Consider the following 16,093-nt stretch of genomic DNA (forward strand, 5'->3'; position numbering starts at 1 on the left):
ACCACGCCTCGCGCCGCACCGGGCGGGGAAGATCGGAAATAGATGCGCGCAGGCAACCGTTCCGTCAAGAGGTCCGCGACGCACCCCGCCGTGGTTCCCGAATCGGAAGGTGCACCCATGACTGTCCCCCTGTCCATCCTGGATCTGGCCCAGGTCGCCGAAGGCTCCACGCCGGCGGAGACCTTCGCCTCGAGCGTGTCGCTCGCCCAGCACGCCGAGCGGTGGGGGTACCGCCGGATCTGGTATGCGGAGCACCACAACATGGGCAGCATCGCCTCCTCGGCCACGAGCGTGCTCATCGCCCATGTCGCAGCACACACATCCACCATCCGCCTCGGCTCCGGCGGCGTGATGCTGCCCAACCACTCGCCGCTCACCATCGCCGAGCAGTTCGGCACCCTCGAGAGCCTCCACCCGGGCCGGATCGACCTCGGGCTCGGCCGCGCCCCCGGCAGTGACCAGGTCACGGCGCGTGCCCTGCGTCGGGACCCCATGGCCGCCGACAGCTTTCCGGAGGACGTCCTGGAACTGCAGGGCTACCTCACCGGTGAGAGCCGCGTGCCCGGCGTCCAGGCGACCCCGGGCAAGGGCACCAATGTCCCGCTCTACATCCTCGGGTCCTCGCTGTTCGGTGCGAGGCTCGCTGCCGCCCTCGGCCTGCCCTTCGCCTTCGCATCGCACTTCGCCCCGCAGGCGCTGCAGGACGCCGCTGCCATCTACCGCCGCGAGTTCAGGCCGTCCGCCCAGTCCTCGGAGCCGCACTTCATCGCCGGCGTGAACGTCATCGCGGCCGACAGCGCGAACGACGCCCACCACGAGTTCCACGAGGGGATGCTGCGCCGCGTGAGCCTGCTCCTGGGACGCGGGCAGAGCTTCACGCGGGAGGAGTCAGAGGCCATTCTCGCGTCGCCGAGCGGTCAGCAGATGGCCGGGATGGCGCGGTACAGCGCCGTCGGTACGCCCGACGTCGTCCGCGACTACCTGGAGCAGTTCGCCGAGCGGTTCGGGGCCGACGAGCTCATCGTCGCGACCCAGGCGGAGAGCACCGATGCGTGGCTCCGCTCCTTCGAGTTGCTGTCCGAAGCGATGCACCCGATCGCCGCGCGAGCATAGCCGATCAAAGAACTTTGGCTTCCTGCTTGCCATTACCCTCCAACGTTTGGTTAAGTGGGTGTCAGTTGTAGTGTTGCGCATTTGTATTTCACGCGGTCTGACCCTCACCGGACAGATCGTGTCTCTGAAAAAGCGGACAAGCACGCCGCGACTGGGGCGCTCCGAAAGTCGGAGTGCGTCTGAATTTCAGAAGGATAAACAAAAATGGCAACAGGTACCGTGAAGTGGTTCAACGCTGAAAAGGGCTTTGGATTCATTGCTCCCGACGACGGAAGCGCAGACGTGTTCGCACACTTCTCCGCGATCAATGCGAGCGGCTACCGCTCGCTTGACGAGAACCAGAAGGTCAGCTTCGACACCGAGCAGGGCCCCAAGGGTCCTCAGGCGTCGAACATCCAGCCCCTCTAAGGCTCGGATCTTCCACTAGATCTTTTCGCGAGAAGCAGGTCGGACCCCGGTCCGGCCTGCTTCTTCGTTTAACCCGGACCTGCCAGTGCCGCATGGGTTGTGCATGTGCCCGCGGCCCCACCCGTGCAGTGCCGCCGGCTTTCCTGGCGCAGGGTGCACGGTATGTCCGGCTGAGCGCCACCGGACAGCCCTACCCGGACCACCTGTCGGACAGCCCCGGGCGGGACGGGGGGCTCCCCTCAGCCTGTCCCGTCACAGAGACCGATGAACGCTCCGAGCTCCTCCAGCGCGGCCGGGGTGGAAGGCATGTGCTCGGTCAGTCGCGGGGACCTGACGACGACGGCACGCCACTGCCCCCGCGAGACCGCGACGTTCACCCGGTTGCGGTTCAGCAGGAACCCGATGCCGCGCGGTGCTTCCGCAGCGGAGGACGCCGTCATGGTGACGATCACGACGGCGGCCTGCTGACCCTGGAACCGGTCTACCGTCCCCACCCTGACATCCCCGAACCCGGCCGCGCCCAGCGCCCGCCGCGTGAGCTGCACCTGGGCGTTGTACGGTGCGACCACCAGGATGTCCTGCTGAGCGAGGGGTCGCGGTCCGGCGCCCGGCTCCGCGGTCCAGGACAGGTCGAGGTGGCGCCGCACCTGCGCGACGACCTCCGCCGCCTCCTCGGCCGACGCCGTCGAGTTGCCCGCATGGTCGACGAAGACGCACTCGATGCCGGGCCGTGCGCCGTCGAGGTGGCGTCCGCGCGCCGCTGCGGCCGTGGTCAGCCGGCCGTCGTACGCGAACACCGACACCGCCTGGCAGAGGTCCGGGTGCATGCGCCAGGTGTCCGCGAGGAAGTAGCCGAACCGTGCGGGCAGCGTCGCGTGCCCGGCGGACAGCCAGCCCAGCGCTGATTCGTCGACCGGTTCCGGATGGGTGCCCTGGGTGACCTGGGGGAGCTGCTGCGGATCGCCGAGGAGGAGGAGTCGGCGTGCGGCGCGGGCCACGGCCATGGTGTTCGCCAGCGAGAACTGCCCCGCCTCGTCGATGACCAGCAGGTCCAGGGAGTGCGCCGGGACCTTGCTCCCGGTCATCGTCCAGGCCGTACCGCCGACCAGGCACCCCCCGGCGCCGCCGATCAGGCGCGCGACGTCGTCGTCGGACCGTTGCGTCCAGGGCGCGTCCGGCGCCTCCGTGCGTTTGGCCACCTGGTCGGCGGGGACACCTGCCCCGATGGCACGGCGCAGCAGGTTCTCGACCACGGCATGCGACTGCGCCACGACGCCCACCTTCCACCCGAGGCGCACCAGCCTGGCGATGACGTCCGCCCCGACGTGTGGGTCTTGCCGGTGCCGGGCGGGCCCTGCACCGCGAGATAGGAGTCGTCGAGGAGCTGCAGGGCGGCGGTGATGGCCTCGGCGTATCCGTCCCCGTGCAGCGGTGCGGCGGGCAGTTCGGCGCCGCCCGCGAGGCGTGGGGGGATGCGGCGGAGGAGGTCGAGTGCGGGATCCGCGGACACGTCCGGGAGCGCCTGGCCCACCCGGTCCGCGAGGGCGACCAGCGCGTTCTGCATCGACCGGGTCATCAGCGGCTGGTCGGGGGCCAGGGCCATCGGCAGTTCGGGACGTTCCGGGGCTCCGCGCCGCAGCTTCTCCCTGAACACCACGGTGGCCACGCCGTCCGCGTCCTCGGACAGCTCCGTCACCTCGACGCCGAACCAGCCGCCGCGCCCCCTGCCGCTGCTGTCGATGCTGTCCGCATCGGGCGGGACGGGTGCGTCGTAGATCGCGAAGTAGGTCGAGCCTTCCCGGACATCGGCGCCCACCGACAGGGTGCCGGTGGCCTTCAGCACGCGCACGGGATTCGAGCGGGAGGTCGGTCTCGCCCAGTCCTGCACCACCTCGAGCGTGCGGAACACCAGGACGTCACGGGCGGTGTCCCACTCGTGGGCGGGTGAGGCGAGCCGGTCGAAGTGGGACCACCAGAACTGCTTCCGCTCCCGACGGTGGTACCCGACGGCGGCCGCGACGAGCGCGATGGCCTGCTGGTCGGGTTGCTTGCCCGTGCCGGCCGGCAGATCGCCGAGATAGGCCAGCAGTCGGGCCTCCTCGGGGACGGGGCCATAGGAGGGGAGGTCTGCGGGCGAGGCGACGGGGAGGTCCGCGGCGTCGGGCGGAGCGGCATGATCGGCGGGGCGACCCTGTACGTCCTGCCCGGTTCCGTGCCGCAGCCCGAGGAGCCAGTCCCGGAGCCCGAGCGTGGAGAGGCAGTCGTAGCGGTTGTAGTCGCTGATGCCGGCGAGGATCTCCGCCGCGGCGGTGCTGTCCCCGGCATCGCGCGCGGCGCAGTAGGCGGCATACGCGACGACCGATGCCCCGGCGTCCGTCACGTCCCCGGCGCGGGGGGTTCCGCCCATGTAGAGGGGTTCGAGCTTCTTGAGGCTGTAGGAGCGTTCGGAGATGCGGAGGCTGTGGCGCACGGTGTCGTAGAGGTCCACGAGCACACCCTCGCGGAGCAGGGTGTCCACGGCGTCCTCACCGATCACATGGACGAGGGACAGGCGCCGCAGGGCGCTCTTCTCGTAGGCCGCGTAGTGGTAGATGTGCAGGTCGGGGTACTGCAGGCGGCGCTGCCGGACGTAGTCGAGGAACCGGACGAGCGCGGCGCGCTCCTCCGTCCGGCTGTGGGCCCAGAAGGGGCGGAAGGGCGGTTCGCCGCCGTCGACCGTCGGTTCCTCGACGACGCCGAACAGGTACTCGATGCCCCAGCTGCCGTCGCCGGGATCCTGCCACAGGGGATCGCCCTCGAAGTCGAAGAAGATGTCGCCGGGGCTCGGCGTGGGCAGGGACCCCAGCGTGTGCTGCGGGAGGAGCCGGTAGGAGAGCGTGCGTTCGGCGCCCCCGGCATCGCGGTAGGTGACGCCGCCGTCCACCGTGATCGTGCCTACCTGCAGGCGCGCCTGCTCCTGAAGCCGTGTGAGGGCGGCGTCCTCGGGGTGGTCCGGCATGGCAGCGAGGTCGTCGATCGTGGCGATGTCCTGGCCCTGCAGGCGTGCCCTGCGGTCGGCGGTCATCCCGGCGACCAGGAGGAGGTCCCGGGATGCGAGCACCTGTTCGGCGCAGTAGTCGCACCGCCCGCACGCGTCGACCCCGGGTGCGCCCCAGGTCACGCGGTCCGGCTGCCCGCGGTGGCCGTGAACGAGCGCGAGGAAGCGGACGCGGCGCTCGCGGAACACCGGCAGGAGGTCGGGGAGCCGGTGCAGGCTGCGGCGGCGGTCACCGAGGACGAGCGTCACCTCGTCCGCCGTCGGGATGCTCGCGGCCTGCAGCTGGTCGCCGTACGCGGCGAGCTGCAGCAGGGCGCCGACCTTCGCGTGGCGGGCGAGCTTCGTGTCCCAGACGGCGTACGCGCCGTCGTCCTGCCGGACGAGGAAGTCCGAGCGTCCGTGGAACACGCCGTCGAAGAACGCGGCCTGGAACACCACGGCCGCGCCGGAGTGCAGGGCGCGGAGGGACTCCTCGTGCTTGGCCACCAGGGTGGCGCGGTCCAAGGAGGCCGCCGGTTCGACGTCGTATACGCCCGACCGGTGTCCCGGTGACCACAGCCCGTGCTCGGCGACCAGCTCGTCGAGGACCCGGTGCTCGTGCACATCTCCGAGGGCGGCGGCGCGCTGCAGCATCTCGTCCGCGGGGAACTGCGCCCGCGGAGCCCGTCCCAGCTTCTCGTCGAGGATCCGCAGGAGCCGGTAGCCGCACTCCGACGCCGTGACGAGGTCCGTCGCCGAGAACACCAGGTCGGGGGAGGTGGTGTAGGAGTTGCTGTCGGCGTCGAGCAGGAACATGGGCCCTGGTCCTTTCGTGGTGCCGCCGGGGGATCACCAGTCCATCACGGGCCGCCGACAATCGTGTGACCGGAGTCATGCGGGGCCGGCGCGTGGTCGTCCGGCCGGGGACGACTGGCTGCGTCACGCACACCCGGCGACAGTCGGGGACACCCGGCGTGGTCGGGGCCGTGACCGTCCCGGAGGATCGCGCCCCGGTCAGTGGCACCACCGCTCGGAGACGGAGGCACCGGCAGCGGACCGGGAAGGGAGCGGGCACGCGGGTCCGCCGACGGTCTGGGAGAATTGGGGGCACCGACCACCGACCGACCAGGAGCCCCATGAACCCCCGCACGCTTTTCCGCACCGTCGCTGTCGCGGAGGCGGTGACCTGGGCCTTCCTGCTGCTGGGCATGTTCCTCAAGTACGTCACGCGGACCACCGAGGCGCTCGTCCCACCGGCTGGGGCCGTGCACGGCTTCGTCTTCCTCTGCTTCGTGGCGACCACCGTCTTCATCTGGGTCAACCAGCGCTGGTCGGTGGTGACGGGCCTGCTCGGCCTCGCCTCGGCGGTCGTCCCGTTCGCGACGATCCCGTACGAGCGGTGGATCGAGCGCCGCGGACAGCTCGCCGGTTCCTGGCGCCTGGCCCCCGGGGCGGACGCGCCGCGCACCCCCGTGGAGCGGCTCCAGGCGTGGGTGCTGCGCAGTCCGCTCGTCGCCCTGCTGGTCGCCGTCGTCGGCATCTCGGTGGTCTTCAGTGTGCTGCTGATCGTCGGCCCTCCCGGATCCTCGAGCTGAGGCATACATGACCGACCTGCGGAACACCACGGATGACGAGCGGTTCTTCCTCCACAGCGGCCGCCGCTGGCGGAAGACCGACCCCTCGCTGCCGGAAGACGTGAAGGCCCGCCTGATGTCCCACCTCGGACGCGGACGCTCGGGCGTACGCAACAGTGCCAAGGGCGACGACGGCGCGGCCCTGCCCCGCGCGCGACGCACCGTCCAGCTCGCCAAGGAAGGGCTCGGCGAGCGGGGGACACCCTGGTGGGAGCAGTCCGCGGCGGAACGCACCGCGCGGTGGACCGCAGCCCTGCAGGAGCTCGACCGCATGCACCCGAAGAAGCCCGGCGGCCCTGCCGGCCGGGCCACGGGGGATGCGACCGAGGATGGCTGACGGGGTCACGGACCCCGCACTGCGTGCCGAGATCCTGCGCATCGCCACGCTGCGGGGCGGCGGGAAGACGCTGTGCCCGTCCGACGCCGCCCGCAGCATCGGCGGGGAGGAGTGGCGCGACCTGATGCCCGCAGCCCGGCGCATCGCGTTCGACCTGGCGGGGGAGGGGCTGGTCCACGTCACCCAGCACGGCGAACCGGTGGCGCGCGACGCTCGGGGCCCGATCCGCATCCGCTGGATCGACGGCCGGGTCGCAACGACGGACGACGGCGCCTCGGGAAAGGCACCGTCGTCCGGGTGATGCTCGGCGCCCCGCAGGCGGGGCGATGCTCAGCCGTCCGTCAGGGACAGCTCGGCACCCTCCCACTCCACCGGTTCCGCATGCATCGACCGGTAGGTCACCGCTGCGTCCCAGCCGTGGAACAGGAGGTAGACCTGACCGTCGGGAGCCGTGGCCAGGTCCTGTCCGCCCGGCCCGATGTAGCGGTCGCCGCCGAAGGAGTCCGAGGAGAGGAAGGGTTCCGGTGACTTCTCCCAGGGTCCCTCCAGCGCCGGGGCCGAGGCGCGGCCCACCTTGTAGGACTCGCCGCCGTAGTCGTTGCTGGAGTAGAGCAGCACGTACGCGCCGTCCCGCTGCACCACGGTCGGTGCCTCGACGAGGTTGCCCTCCCACGCGAGGTCCTGCTTGATGAGCTTCTGCGGCGGTCCGGTGAGTGCCAGACCGTCCGCCGAGAGCGGCGCGGTCTGGATCCAGGTGTCCTTGTCGCAGCAGTTGCCGTCGTTCTTCCAGACCAGGTTCAGTCCCTCGTCCGTCACGAAGGTGCTGGCGTCGATGGCCCCGCCCTCGTCCGCCGGGCAGACCAGCATCGAGTCCCCGACGACCGTGAAGGGCCCCGCGGGATCCGTGGCCGTGGCGACACCGATGCACTGCACCGTCGGCTCGAAGTTGGTGCTGGTGAAGTAGAGGACGAACCGACCGTCCGCGACCTCGGTCACCTCGGGGGCCCACGTCTTGCCCGGGATGATCCAGGAGGGCAGGTCGGGCAGCGCGTCCTCATCGAGCTGCTCCCACTCGAGGAGGTCCCTGGACGTCGCCACCTGGACGTTCTTGCGGTTCCCCATGGTGGCGTAGGCGTAATAGGTGTCGCCGACCTGGAGGATGTCGGGATCGGCGAACTCGGCGTCCAGCACCCGGGTGGGGTTCTGCTCCTCGGCCGCGGGGGCGGGAGCGGCCTCCGACGGCTCGGACGGGGCGCATCCGGCGGTCGCCGCGGCAAGCGCGGCGACCGCCATCATGCAGAGCAGGCGGCCCAGGAACGGACGGCTCAACCCTTCACCCCGGACCGGGACACGCCTTCGATGATGAAGCGCTGGAGGAAGACGAACAGCGCGAGCACCGGCACGCTAGCCACCACGGCACCCGCCATCAGCAGGTCGTAGCGGACCGCGTTGGCCGACTGCAGCGTGGACAGCCCCGGCGGCAGGGTCTGCACCTCGGGGGTGAACAGCACGTACACCGGCCACAGGAAGTCGTTCCAGTTACCCAGGAACGCCAGCAGCGCCAGGGTCGCCATGGCAGGCTTCGCGAGCGGCAGGATGATGCGCGTGAACATCTGGAGGCGGTTCGCGCCGTCGATCCGCGCGGCCTCCTCCAGGTCGTCCGGCAGGGAGATGAAGAACTGCCGCATGAAGAACACCCCGAAGGCGGAGGCCGCCGTCGGCACGATGATCGCGACGAGCGAGTTCAGCCAGCCGAGGTCGCTGACGAGCAGGTAGTTCGGGATCACGAGGATCACCGGGGGGACCAGCAGCGTCGCGACGATGACCGCGAAGACGATCTTCTTGCCGCGGAAGTTCATCCGCGCCAGCGGGTACGCGGCCAGGGAGGCTGTCACGACGACGAGCGCGGAGTGGAGGATCGCGGCCAGCATGCTGTTCGCGAACCACCGCAGCACCGGGGTGTTGGTCCCCGGCGCGAGGATCGTCTTGTACGCCTCGAGCGAGAAGGGGTCGGGGATCCACGACGGCGGGATGGCGGTCGCATCGGCGCGCGTCTTGAACGAGGTGACGATCATGAAGATCATCGGGCTGATGAAGATCAGCGCCACCACCGCGAGCAGCACGATCTTGACGAGGGTGCGGGGCTGGAACTTGCGCACCGGCCTCGCCGTCGGCTCGTCCGTCCGGGCGGCACGGGTATCGACTGTCGAGCTCATCGGGCATCCTTCCGTTCGCGGAACAGCCAGAAGACCACGAGGCTCAGGCCGATGAGGAAGAGGGTCAGCACGTAGCTCATGGCGGCGGCGCTGCCCATCTGGAAGTTGCGGAGGCCCGTGTCCGCGATCTGGTAGATCGCGGTGCGGGTCGCCCTGCCGGGTCCGCCCTGGGTGATCAGGTAGGACTGCCCGAACATGTTCACCGACGCGATCAGCGTCGTGAGGGTCACGAAGGACAGCACCGGCCGGAGTCCGGGGAGGGTGACGTTGACGAACTGCTGCCAGGGGCTGGCGCCGTCCATGCGGGCCGCCTCATAGAGCTCCGAAGGGATGTCCTGCAGGCCGGCCAGGTAGATGACGGCGTTGAAGCCGAGCGTCCACCACACGGTCACGCCGACGAGGGCCACCCATGCGGCCGGGGTCGAGGTGGTCCAGGCGATGTCGTTCGGCAGGCCGAGCAGGCCGAGGTAGTAGTTGACCAGGCCGATGTTGTTGTCGAGCAGGTAGCGCCACATCACGGCGACGACGGCGACGCCCAGGACGTAGGGCGCGAAGTAGACGGCCCGGAAGAAGTTGCGGCCCGGGAACTTCTTCGACATGAGCAGTGCCACGGCGAGCGGGATGGTGAGCAGGAGCGGCACGCTGAACAGGGTGAAGATGCCGGTGGCCTGCATCGCCCCCCAGAAGTTGCTGAACTGCCTGGAGTCGGGGGTGAACAACTCGGCGTAGTTCTCGAAGCCCACGAAGGGCTTGAGCGGCCTCGTGTAGTCCCAGGTGTGCAGGCTGATCCAGGCGCCGAAGACGATGGGCACCAGGACGAACGCGATGAACAGGACGAGATACGGGGCCAGGAAGAGCCACGGGGTGGCTGCTGCCTGCTTGCGGATCTCGCGGGGCGACGACGTCCCCGACGGGCGGGGTGCCCCCTTCCGTGAGGGGGCACCCCCTTCTTTCTCCTTCAGCGTGGTCATGGTTCTTACTCTCCGAACGACGCTTTGTTCTCTTCCATGAGCTTCGAGGCATTCTCCGCTGCCTCGGTCATGGCGTCCTCAGGGGATTCCTCACCGAGGACCGCCTTGTTGACGCCGACCTCGAGGGTCTCCGTCTGGACGGCACCGATACCGGGGACCGGGGGGAGGAAGCGCATGGAGTCGATGTCCTCGGCGATGACCTCCTGCGGCATGCCGTCGAGGGCGCCCGCGGCGCGGACCGATTCACGGGCGGGGATCATGCCGGAGCCGGCCCACTCGGCCGAGTTCTCGCTCATCCAGGCGATGAACACCTTGGCGGCGTTCTGCTTGTCAGGATCGGGCTGTGCCTGGCGGGGCAGGAAGAAGTTGTGCGAGCTCGCCCACACGGCCTTCTCCTCGAAGATCGTCGGGATGGGAGCCGAGGCGTAGGGCATGCCCGACGACTCGAGGTCGTTGAACTGCCAGATGCCGTCCCAGGTGATCGACGTCTCGCCGTTCTTGAACGCGACGTACTGGGAGTCGATCGCGACGTTGGAGGGGCTGTACCCGTCCTCGACGATGTCACGCTGCCAAGTGATGGCCTCGACGCCCTCGGGTGTCGCGAAGTTGGCCTTGGAGGCCTCGGCGTCGTACGGCTCGTTGCCGTTCTGCCACTGGAGGGAGAGGTTCATGAGGTGGCTGGGCCAGAGGGACGGCATCCAGAATGGCTGGTCGTAGCCGGCGGCCTGGAGCTTCTTGAGTGCGTCCTCGAAGGACGCAGCATCGGTGGGGGCCTCGGTGATGCCGGCCTTCTCGAAGTGCTCCGTGTTGTAGTACATGGCCAGGGAGTGGACATCCAGGGGGATGCCGAAGCGCTCGTCCTGGTAGACGCCGGCGTCCCAGACCTCCTGGGTGAAGTCGTCGCCCGTCAGTTCCAGCGTGTCCGTGAGGTCGTCGACCGGCACGATCACGTTGCGTGCGGCCATCGAGGACAGCTGGTCCAGGTGCATGACGCCGACGTCGGGGCCCTCACCGGCCGTGACGGCCGCCGGGAGGCGCTGGTAGAAGTCCGCCCACTGCATGGTGTTCGAGGTGACCTTGATGTTCTCGTGCTCGGCGTTGAACTCCTCGACCATCTTCTCCATGAACGGGCCGTCACCGCCGGTGAAGCCGTTCCAGTAGGAGAGCTCGACGGCGGGGCCGTCGTACTCGCCCGTGAATTCACTGGCGGCTTGCTCGCTGCCTGAGCCGCCGCATGCGGTCAGGCCGAGCAGTGCGACGGCGCCAAGGGCTGTCGCAGCCTGCAGGCGCCCGCGCAGGGATCGCTTCGGATGGGTCATGGTGTGTCCTCCTCGTTGAAAACGTTGCGCACTTCCAGGTGAGTGGCTCAGCGTGTGACCGAGCTTACAGCGCTGTAAAATTAGTGTCCAGCGATTTGTTACAGGGAATCCCGGCCCGGCAGGGGCCCTTGGGGCGCCGATTTAGACTGGGATCGACCCGAGGAGACGCAGATGAAGAAAGTCCGACTTGCCGATGTGGCCGAGGTGGCCGGCGTGTCGATGAAGACGGTGTCGAACGTCGTCCACGACTATCCGCACGTCACGCCGGAGATGCGCCGGAAGGTCCAGCAGGCGATCGACGAGCTGGGCTACAAGCCCAACCTGACGGCCCGGCGCCTGGCGACCGGCAAGACCGGCATGATCGCCCTCGCGATCCCGGAGATCGACCATCCCTACTTCTCCGAGCTCTCCCGGTACATCGCGGAGGAGGCGAGTCGCCTGGGTTACCGGGTCATCGTGGAGCAGACGCTGAGCAATCCGGCGGCGGAGCGTGCGGTGCTCAATGACCGCGAGACGGGGCTCGTGGACGGCGTCATCTTCCATCCCGTGCGGATGCAGTCCATGGAGGTCGCCCGGCTGCAGCGCGATGTCCCCGTGGTGCTCCTCGGGGAATCCACCATGCCCCTCACGGCCGACCACGTCATGATCGACAACGTGGTGGCGGCGCAGGAAGGCGTGCGGCACCTCGTGGGCGAGGGGCGGCGCCGCATCGCGTTCCTCGGCGTCGTCTCGGGGGACACGACGGGGTCCACGGACCAGCGGCTCCTCGGCTATCAGCAGGGCCTCGTCGACGCGAAGATGCCCCTGGACCCCGGCCTGGTGCTGTCGGTGTCCGACTTCACGCCGGAGGAGAGTGCCCGGGCGGTGGGCGACGCCCTCGCCTCCGGCATCGCCTTCGACGGCCTCATCTGCCGCGACGACAGGTTCGCGACGGGTGCCCTGTCCGCGCTGCGGCAGGCGGGCGTGCAGGTGCCCCGCGACGTCGCCGTCGTCGGGTGGGACGATACCGAGCTCGGCCGGTGGGCGAGCCCCCCGCTGACCTCGATCGCGCCGGACAAGCGCGAACTCGCGGCCACGGCCCTCGAATTGCTGCTGGAGCGTATCGGCGGTTATCACGGTGTCGGACGGCACCGCATCGTCTCCCACGCCCTGACGATCCGCGAGAGTGCGCCCCTCGGAGCGCCCGTCCTCCAGCCGAACTGAGATCTTTACAGCGCTGAAAATATGCGACAAGATGGCGGGATGCGGACTCCAGAAGCGTTGACAGCCAGCACCCAGGACGGGACCTACCCGCGGCCCCAGCTCCTCCGACGCCAGTGGGTGGATCTCGGTGGCCAGTGGGAGTTCGACCACGACGACGACGACGCCGGCGAAGCGGAGCACTGGTTCTCCGCCGGTGAGCGCTTCCCCCTCACCATCACCGTCCCGTACCCCCCGGAGTCCGCGCTGTCCGGCGTGCACGAGACCGGCTTCCATCCCGTGGTCTGGTACCGCCGCCGGATCACGCAGGCGGACATCGACGCGAGCGGCCGCTCCGGCGAGGAGGACCGGCTGCTCCTCCACTTCGGCGCGGTCGACTACCGGGCGACGGTCTGGATCAACGGTCAGCTCCTCGGCTCCCACGAGGGCGGCCAGAGCCCCTTCTCCTTCGACGTCACGAGCCACGCCAGGACGGGCGAGGAACTCGTCCTCGTCGTCCGGGCCGAGGACGATCCGCACGACGTCGCGCAGCCCCGCGGCAAGCAGGACTGGCTCGAGGACCCGCACGTCATCTGGTACCACCGCACCACCGGCATCTGGCAGCCCGTATGGCTGGAATCCGTCCCCGCGTCGTTCATCGAGGCCGTGACCTGGGAGCCCGACGTCCCGAACGGCTCCGCCCGCCTGGAGCTCGAGATCTCGCCGCAGCGGGTCGACGCCCTGACGGTGCGCGTGGACCTGAGCTTCGACGGTCAGCCGCTGGGCACCCACTCGACGTCGGCCCTGCAGTCCCGCGTCGTGATGGACTGCGTGATCCCGCACCAGGCCAACGGCCAAGCGTACGAGTCGCTGCTGTGGTCCCCGGATCACCCCCGTCTGATCGACGCCACCGTCACCCTGCTCGATGCCGACGGCTCTCCTGTGGACGAGGTGTGGTCCTACTTCGGCCTCCGCAGCGTCGGGACGGCCGGACGCCACTTCCTCCTCAACGACCGCCCCTTCTACGTGCGGTCGGTGCTCGAGCAGGGCTACTGGCCCGACTCGCTCCTCGCCGCCCCGGACGCGGCCGCACTGCGCGAGGAGGTCCAGCTGATCAAGGATCTCGGCTTCAACGCCGCCCGCCTGCACGAGAAGGTGGAGGACCCCCGCTTCCTGTACTGGGCGGACCGCCTCGGCCTGCTGGTGTGGGGGGAGATGGGCAGCACCTTCGAGTTCTCGCCGACGGCGATGGAGCGCGTGGCCCGGGAATGGGCGAGCGTCGTCCAGCGGGACCGGTCCCATCCGTGCATCGTGACCTGGGTGCCCCTCAACGAGAGCTGGGGCGTCCAGCAGATCTCCCACAGCCCGGCGCAGAAGCACTTCGCGCAGGCCATGTACCACCTGACGAAGGCGCTCGACGCGTCCCGCCCGGTCATCTCCAATGACGGCTGGGAGCACGTGGAGTCGGACATCTTCACCATCCACGACTACGCGACGACGTACGACGACCTCCACGCGAACTACCGTGACCTGCCGACGTTCCAGTCGCTCGTCGACGGCGTGGGACCCGCCGGGCGCCGGCTGAGCGTCCTGCCGGGCCTGCCGAGGACCGAGCCGGTCATGGTGTCCGAGTTCGGCGGGATCCTCTATGCGCCGAACAGCCCGATCGAGACGTGGGGCTACTCCACGGCCGAGTCCGGCGAGGACTTCGCGCGGCGCCTGGAGGCGCTGTTCTCGGCCCTCCAGGACAGCCCCTTCCTGTCCGGCTTCTGCTACACCCAGCTGACGGACACCCTGCAGGAGGCGAACGGCCTCACGGACGAGAACCGGAAGCCTAAGCTCCCCGTGGCGGAGATCCGCAAGATCGTGATGGGCAAGGACTGGAGGCCCGACCATGCATGAGCCCGCCGGCACGCACAAGCCGGTCGCATCCCGGATCCCCGACGGCGCGTCCCCCGAGGCGGCTGCCGCCGTCGAAGGGCTCTACATGCGGGGGGTGATCTCACGGCAGGGCGCGTTCACCCGCGAGTGGGCGGCGGAGATGCGCGAGGACATCGACGCGGCCTTCGCCGAGGCGCTCGCACGGCCGAACGGCGCCGTCGGACGGGGACCGAAGCGGTACTACGTCGAGATCCACCCCGAACAGATGCGGGGCTGGGTCGATCTCGTGGACCACCCGTGGGTGCGCATGGTGTGCGAGTCCGTCCTGGGCCCCGACTACGAGATCGTAGAGCTCGGCTTCGACGTCCCGGGCCCCGGCGCCGTCAACCAGCCGTGGCACCGCGATTTCCCGATGCCGGAGGAGACCCGCAACGACGGGCGGCTGACGTCGCTGGCGTTCAATCTGACGGGCGTCGACACCGAGGAGGACATGGGTCCCTTCGAGGTCGCCCCCGGCACGCAGTTCGACCTGCCGGAAGGCTTCGACCACGGGATGTTCCCGCCGAAGTCGGCGTACGGGCGGTACGAGGGCCTCGCGGAGCGCAAATACCCGACGATGGGTGACATCTCCGCCCGGTCCGCACTGACGATCCACCGCGGCACGAAGAACGAGTCGGAGAAGTCCCGGCCGGTCCTGGTGCTCGGGGTGGACGCCCCCGGCGCGGGCAACGCCGAACACCACGCCATGGCCGTGACGAAGCCCTTCTTCGACGCCCTGCCCGAGCGGGTCCGCCGCCACGTGGCCTGCCCCGTGGTGGACACCCTGGTGCCGATCACGCAGAAGCACTCCATCGAGGGCCTCATGATGGGCGAGGCCTGAGCCCTTTCCCGGCAGGTTCCTGGACGACGACGGCGGCACCCGGGTGGGTGCCGCCGTCGTCGTGTGGGCGGGACGGCTTCCCGGAGGAGCTACTTCCGCGCCAGTTCGGGGTGGTGGAGTTCGGTGACATCCGGGTGCGCGCGCACCCGCCCCTTCAGCACGTTGGAGCCGTAGGAGGACAGCATCGGGTTCTCGGGGTCGTCCGAGATGCCGCGGGCGGTGGCCCGCAGGTCGTCGGTCAGGGGGACCGGGTCGATCACGGCGTCGAGGCGCGGGGACCAGAAGAACGGGACGGCGTAGCGGTCCACGCCCGGTGCGGGGGCGGTGACGCGGTGGATGGTGGCCGCGAGGTAGCCCTCGGTGGCCACCTCGAGCATCTCGCCGAGGTTCACCACGAGAGCCCCCGGGATCGGCGTGACCGGGACCCACTCGTCGGCGCCATGGGGGAGGACCTCGAGGCCGCCCACCTGGTCCTGCAGCAGGAGGGTCACGAAGCCGTAGTCGGCGTGGGCTCCCACGCCCTGCGAGCCGGCTCCCTCGACGACCCCGCCCACGTAGTGCACGAGCTTGGCCATCCAGGCCGGAGTGCCCTCGAAGGGTTCGGTGAAGTAGTCCTCGGGGAGGTGGAGGGCGACGGCGATCGCCGACAGGAGTTCGGCGCCGACGTGCGCCATCAGGGCCGCCCACGCCATGGCCTTCTCCTCGAGGTCGGGCAGCGCGGTGCGGGGCCAGAGGTTCGGGCCCTGCAGGAGCCAGTACGGCTCGTCGGCGGGGTAGTCAGCCAGGGGCTCCCGCTCGGGGGAGAAGTCGATCTGCTCGCGGGCGTCGGGACGGCCGCGGGTGATCTCGGTCCCGAGGCCGGCGTAGCCGCGGAAATGCGGCGACGAGCGGTTGTGGATCCGGAGGCGCTCCTCCAGCGGGAGCTCGAAGAAGCTGCGGGTCACCTCGAAGAGATCATCCACCTGCGTGGGGGTGGCGCCGTAGTTGACGATGTGGAAGAAGCCGACGGTGTGGGCGGCGTCGCGCAGTTCCTCGATGAAGCCGGGGGTGAAGGATCCATCGGCAGAACGGGCGGTGCTGAGGTCAAGGGTGGGGATCGATCCCGCGGACTGCTGCATGCGCAGGAGACTACGCCCGTT

General features: G+C 69.6%; 15 protein-coding genes. 8 read left to right on the plus strand and 7 right to left on the minus strand.

The features are described from left to right. Positions 1-117: 117 nt before the first annotated feature. A complete protein-coding gene (locus IWX63_RS12035) occupies positions 118-1,113 on the plus strand; it encodes an LLM class flavin-dependent oxidoreductase (RefSeq protein ID WP_199278402.1) in 996 nt (331 codons plus the stop codon). A gap of 204 nt (positions 1,114-1,317) precedes the next feature. After that, positions 1,318-1,521: a cold-shock protein gene (locus IWX63_RS12040; RefSeq protein ID WP_026533290.1), complete on the plus strand. Its 204-nt coding sequence runs from the start codon at positions 1,318-1,320 to the stop codon at positions 1,519-1,521. A 239-nt stretch (positions 1,522-1,760) separates the two neighbouring features. Here IWX63_RS12040 and IWX63_RS16830 read toward each other — a convergent pair whose 3' ends face one another. Both IWX63_RS16830 and IWX63_RS12045 read right to left on the minus strand, forming a co-directional pair. Beyond that, positions 1,761-2,762 carry a DEAD/DEAH box helicase gene (locus tag IWX63_RS16830; RefSeq protein WP_334685846.1) on the minus strand — a complete coding sequence of 334 codons (1,002 nt, stop codon included), beginning with the start codon at positions 2,760-2,762 and terminating at the stop codon, positions 1,761-1,763. After that, positions 2,651-5,353: a TM0106 family RecB-like putative nuclease gene (locus IWX63_RS12045; protein WP_334685830.1), complete on the minus strand. Its 2,703-nt coding sequence runs from the start codon at positions 5,351-5,353 to the stop codon at positions 2,651-2,653. Before IWX63_RS12045 ends, IWX63_RS16830 begins: the two co-directional genes overlap by 112 nt. A 320-nt stretch (positions 5,354-5,673) precedes the next feature. Here IWX63_RS12045 and IWX63_RS12050 point away from each other — a divergent pair, with 320 nt between their 5' ends. From IWX63_RS12050 to IWX63_RS12060, 3 genes are read left to right on the plus strand one after another with little or no spacing between them, the layout of a single operon-like run. After that, complete coding sequence (locus IWX63_RS12050) at positions 5,674-6,132, plus strand: DUF3817 domain-containing protein (protein WP_199278403.1); 459 nt, start codon at positions 5,674-5,676, stop codon at positions 6,130-6,132. Between the two features lie 7 nt (positions 6,133-6,139). Continuing rightward, on the plus strand, positions 6,140-6,508 hold the full coding sequence (locus tag IWX63_RS12055; RefSeq protein ID WP_199278404.1) for a 2-polyprenylphenol hydroxylase: 369 nt from the start codon (positions 6,140-6,142) through the stop codon (positions 6,506-6,508). Beyond that, on the plus strand, positions 6,501-6,809 hold the full coding sequence (locus IWX63_RS12060) for a DUF3253 domain-containing protein (protein WP_334685831.1): 309 nt from the start codon (positions 6,501-6,503) through the stop codon (positions 6,807-6,809). The genes IWX63_RS12055 and IWX63_RS12060 overlap by 8 nt, the downstream gene beginning before the upstream one ends. Before the next feature lie 29 nt (positions 6,810-6,838). Here the strand turns inward: IWX63_RS12060 and IWX63_RS12065 are convergent, their stop codons facing one another. From IWX63_RS12065 to IWX63_RS12080, 4 genes are read right to left on the minus strand one after another with little or no spacing between them, the layout of a single operon-like run. Beyond that, the gene (locus IWX63_RS12065; protein ID WP_334685832.1) at positions 6,839-7,837 is read right to left on the minus strand and encodes a glycoside hydrolase family 43 protein; all 999 of its coding nucleotides are present in this window, start codon (positions 7,835-7,837) and stop codon (positions 6,839-6,841) included. Beyond that, positions 7,834-8,724, minus strand: coding sequence for a carbohydrate ABC transporter permease (locus IWX63_RS12070; protein ID WP_199278406.1), 891 nt, complete (start codon positions 8,722-8,724; stop codon positions 7,834-7,836). Before IWX63_RS12070 ends, IWX63_RS12065 begins: the two co-directional genes overlap by 4 nt. Further along, the gene (locus IWX63_RS12075; RefSeq protein WP_199278407.1) at positions 8,721-9,695 is read right to left on the minus strand and encodes a carbohydrate ABC transporter permease; all 975 of its coding nucleotides are present in this window, start codon (positions 9,693-9,695) and stop codon (positions 8,721-8,723) included. The genes IWX63_RS12070 and IWX63_RS12075 overlap by 4 nt, the downstream gene beginning before the upstream one ends. A 5-nt stretch (positions 9,696-9,700) precedes the next feature. Next, the gene (locus tag IWX63_RS12080; RefSeq protein ID WP_199278408.1) at positions 9,701-11,014 is read right to left on the minus strand and encodes an ABC transporter substrate-binding protein; all 1,314 of its coding nucleotides are present in this window, start codon (positions 11,012-11,014) and stop codon (positions 9,701-9,703) included. A 171-nt stretch (positions 11,015-11,185) separates the two neighbouring features. Between IWX63_RS12080 and IWX63_RS12085 the strand changes: the two genes are divergently transcribed. From IWX63_RS12085 to IWX63_RS12095, 3 genes are read left to right on the plus strand one after another with little or no spacing between them, the layout of a single operon-like run. Continuing rightward, positions 11,186-12,217: a LacI family DNA-binding transcriptional regulator gene (locus tag IWX63_RS12085; protein WP_199278409.1), complete on the plus strand. Its 1,032-nt coding sequence runs from the start codon at positions 11,186-11,188 to the stop codon at positions 12,215-12,217. Positions 12,218-12,256: 39 nt separating this feature from the next. Continuing rightward, on the plus strand, positions 12,257-14,095 hold the full coding sequence (locus IWX63_RS12090) for a glycoside hydrolase family 2 protein (RefSeq protein ID WP_199278410.1): 1,839 nt from the start codon (positions 12,257-12,259) through the stop codon (positions 14,093-14,095). Next, positions 14,088-14,954: a phytanoyl-CoA dioxygenase family protein gene (locus IWX63_RS12095; RefSeq protein WP_199278411.1), complete on the plus strand. Its 867-nt coding sequence runs from the start codon at positions 14,088-14,090 to the stop codon at positions 14,952-14,954. Before IWX63_RS12090 ends, IWX63_RS12095 begins: the two co-directional genes overlap by 8 nt. Before the next feature lie 89 nt (positions 14,955-15,043). Here IWX63_RS12095 and IWX63_RS12100 read toward each other — a convergent pair whose 3' ends face one another. Continuing rightward, complete coding sequence (locus IWX63_RS12100; protein ID WP_199278412.1) at positions 15,044-16,072, minus strand: isopenicillin N synthase family dioxygenase; 1,029 nt, start codon at positions 16,070-16,072, stop codon at positions 15,044-15,046. Positions 16,073-16,093 lie beyond the last annotated feature (21 nt).

It is taken from the genome of Arthrobacter sp. CAN_A2 (genome assembly GCF_015752045.1).
In the GTDB taxonomy this organism is placed as follows: domain Bacteria; phylum Actinomycetota; class Actinomycetes; order Actinomycetales; family Micrococcaceae; genus Arthrobacter_D.

Excerpts from the sequence above, each read along its gene's own strand:
- IWX63_RS12035 (WP_199278402.1), top strand. The coding sequence starts at position 118 with ATGACTGTCCCCCTGTCCATCCTGGATCTGGCCCAGGTCGCCGAAGGC.
- IWX63_RS12040 (WP_026533290.1), top strand. The coding sequence starts at position 1,318 with ATGGCAACAGGTACCGTGAAGTGGTTCAACGCTGAAAAGGGCTTTGGA.
- IWX63_RS12045 (WP_334685830.1), bottom strand. The coding sequence starts at position 5,353 with ATGTTCCTGCTCGACGCCGACAGCAACTCCTACACCACCTCCCCCGAC.
- IWX63_RS12050 (WP_199278403.1), top strand. The coding sequence starts at position 5,674 with ATGAACCCCCGCACGCTTTTCCGCACCGTCGCTGTCGCGGAGGCGGTG.
- IWX63_RS12055 (WP_199278404.1), top strand. The coding sequence starts at position 6,140 with ATGACCGACCTGCGGAACACCACGGATGACGAGCGGTTCTTCCTCCAC.
- IWX63_RS12060 (WP_334685831.1), top strand. The coding sequence starts at position 6,501 with ATGGCTGACGGGGTCACGGACCCCGCACTGCGTGCCGAGATCCTGCGC.
- IWX63_RS12070 (WP_199278406.1), bottom strand. The coding sequence starts at position 8,724 with ATGAGCTCGACAGTCGATACCCGTGCCGCCCGGACGGACGAGCCGACG.
- IWX63_RS12075 (WP_199278407.1), bottom strand. The coding sequence starts at position 9,695 with ATGACCACGCTGAAGGAGAAAGAAGGGGGTGCCCCCTCACGGAAGGGG.
- IWX63_RS12080 (WP_199278408.1), bottom strand. The coding sequence starts at position 11,014 with ATGACCCATCCGAAGCGATCCCTGCGCGGGCGCCTGCAGGCTGCGACA.
- IWX63_RS12085 (WP_199278409.1), top strand. The coding sequence starts at position 11,186 with ATGAAGAAAGTCCGACTTGCCGATGTGGCCGAGGTGGCCGGCGTGTCG.
- IWX63_RS12090 (WP_199278410.1), top strand. The coding sequence starts at position 12,257 with ATGCGGACTCCAGAAGCGTTGACAGCCAGCACCCAGGACGGGACCTAC.
- IWX63_RS12095 (WP_199278411.1), top strand. The coding sequence starts at position 14,088 with ATGCATGAGCCCGCCGGCACGCACAAGCCGGTCGCATCCCGGATCCCC.
- IWX63_RS12100 (WP_199278412.1), bottom strand. The coding sequence starts at position 16,072 with ATGCAGCAGTCCGCGGGATCGATCCCCACCCTTGACCTCAGCACCGCC.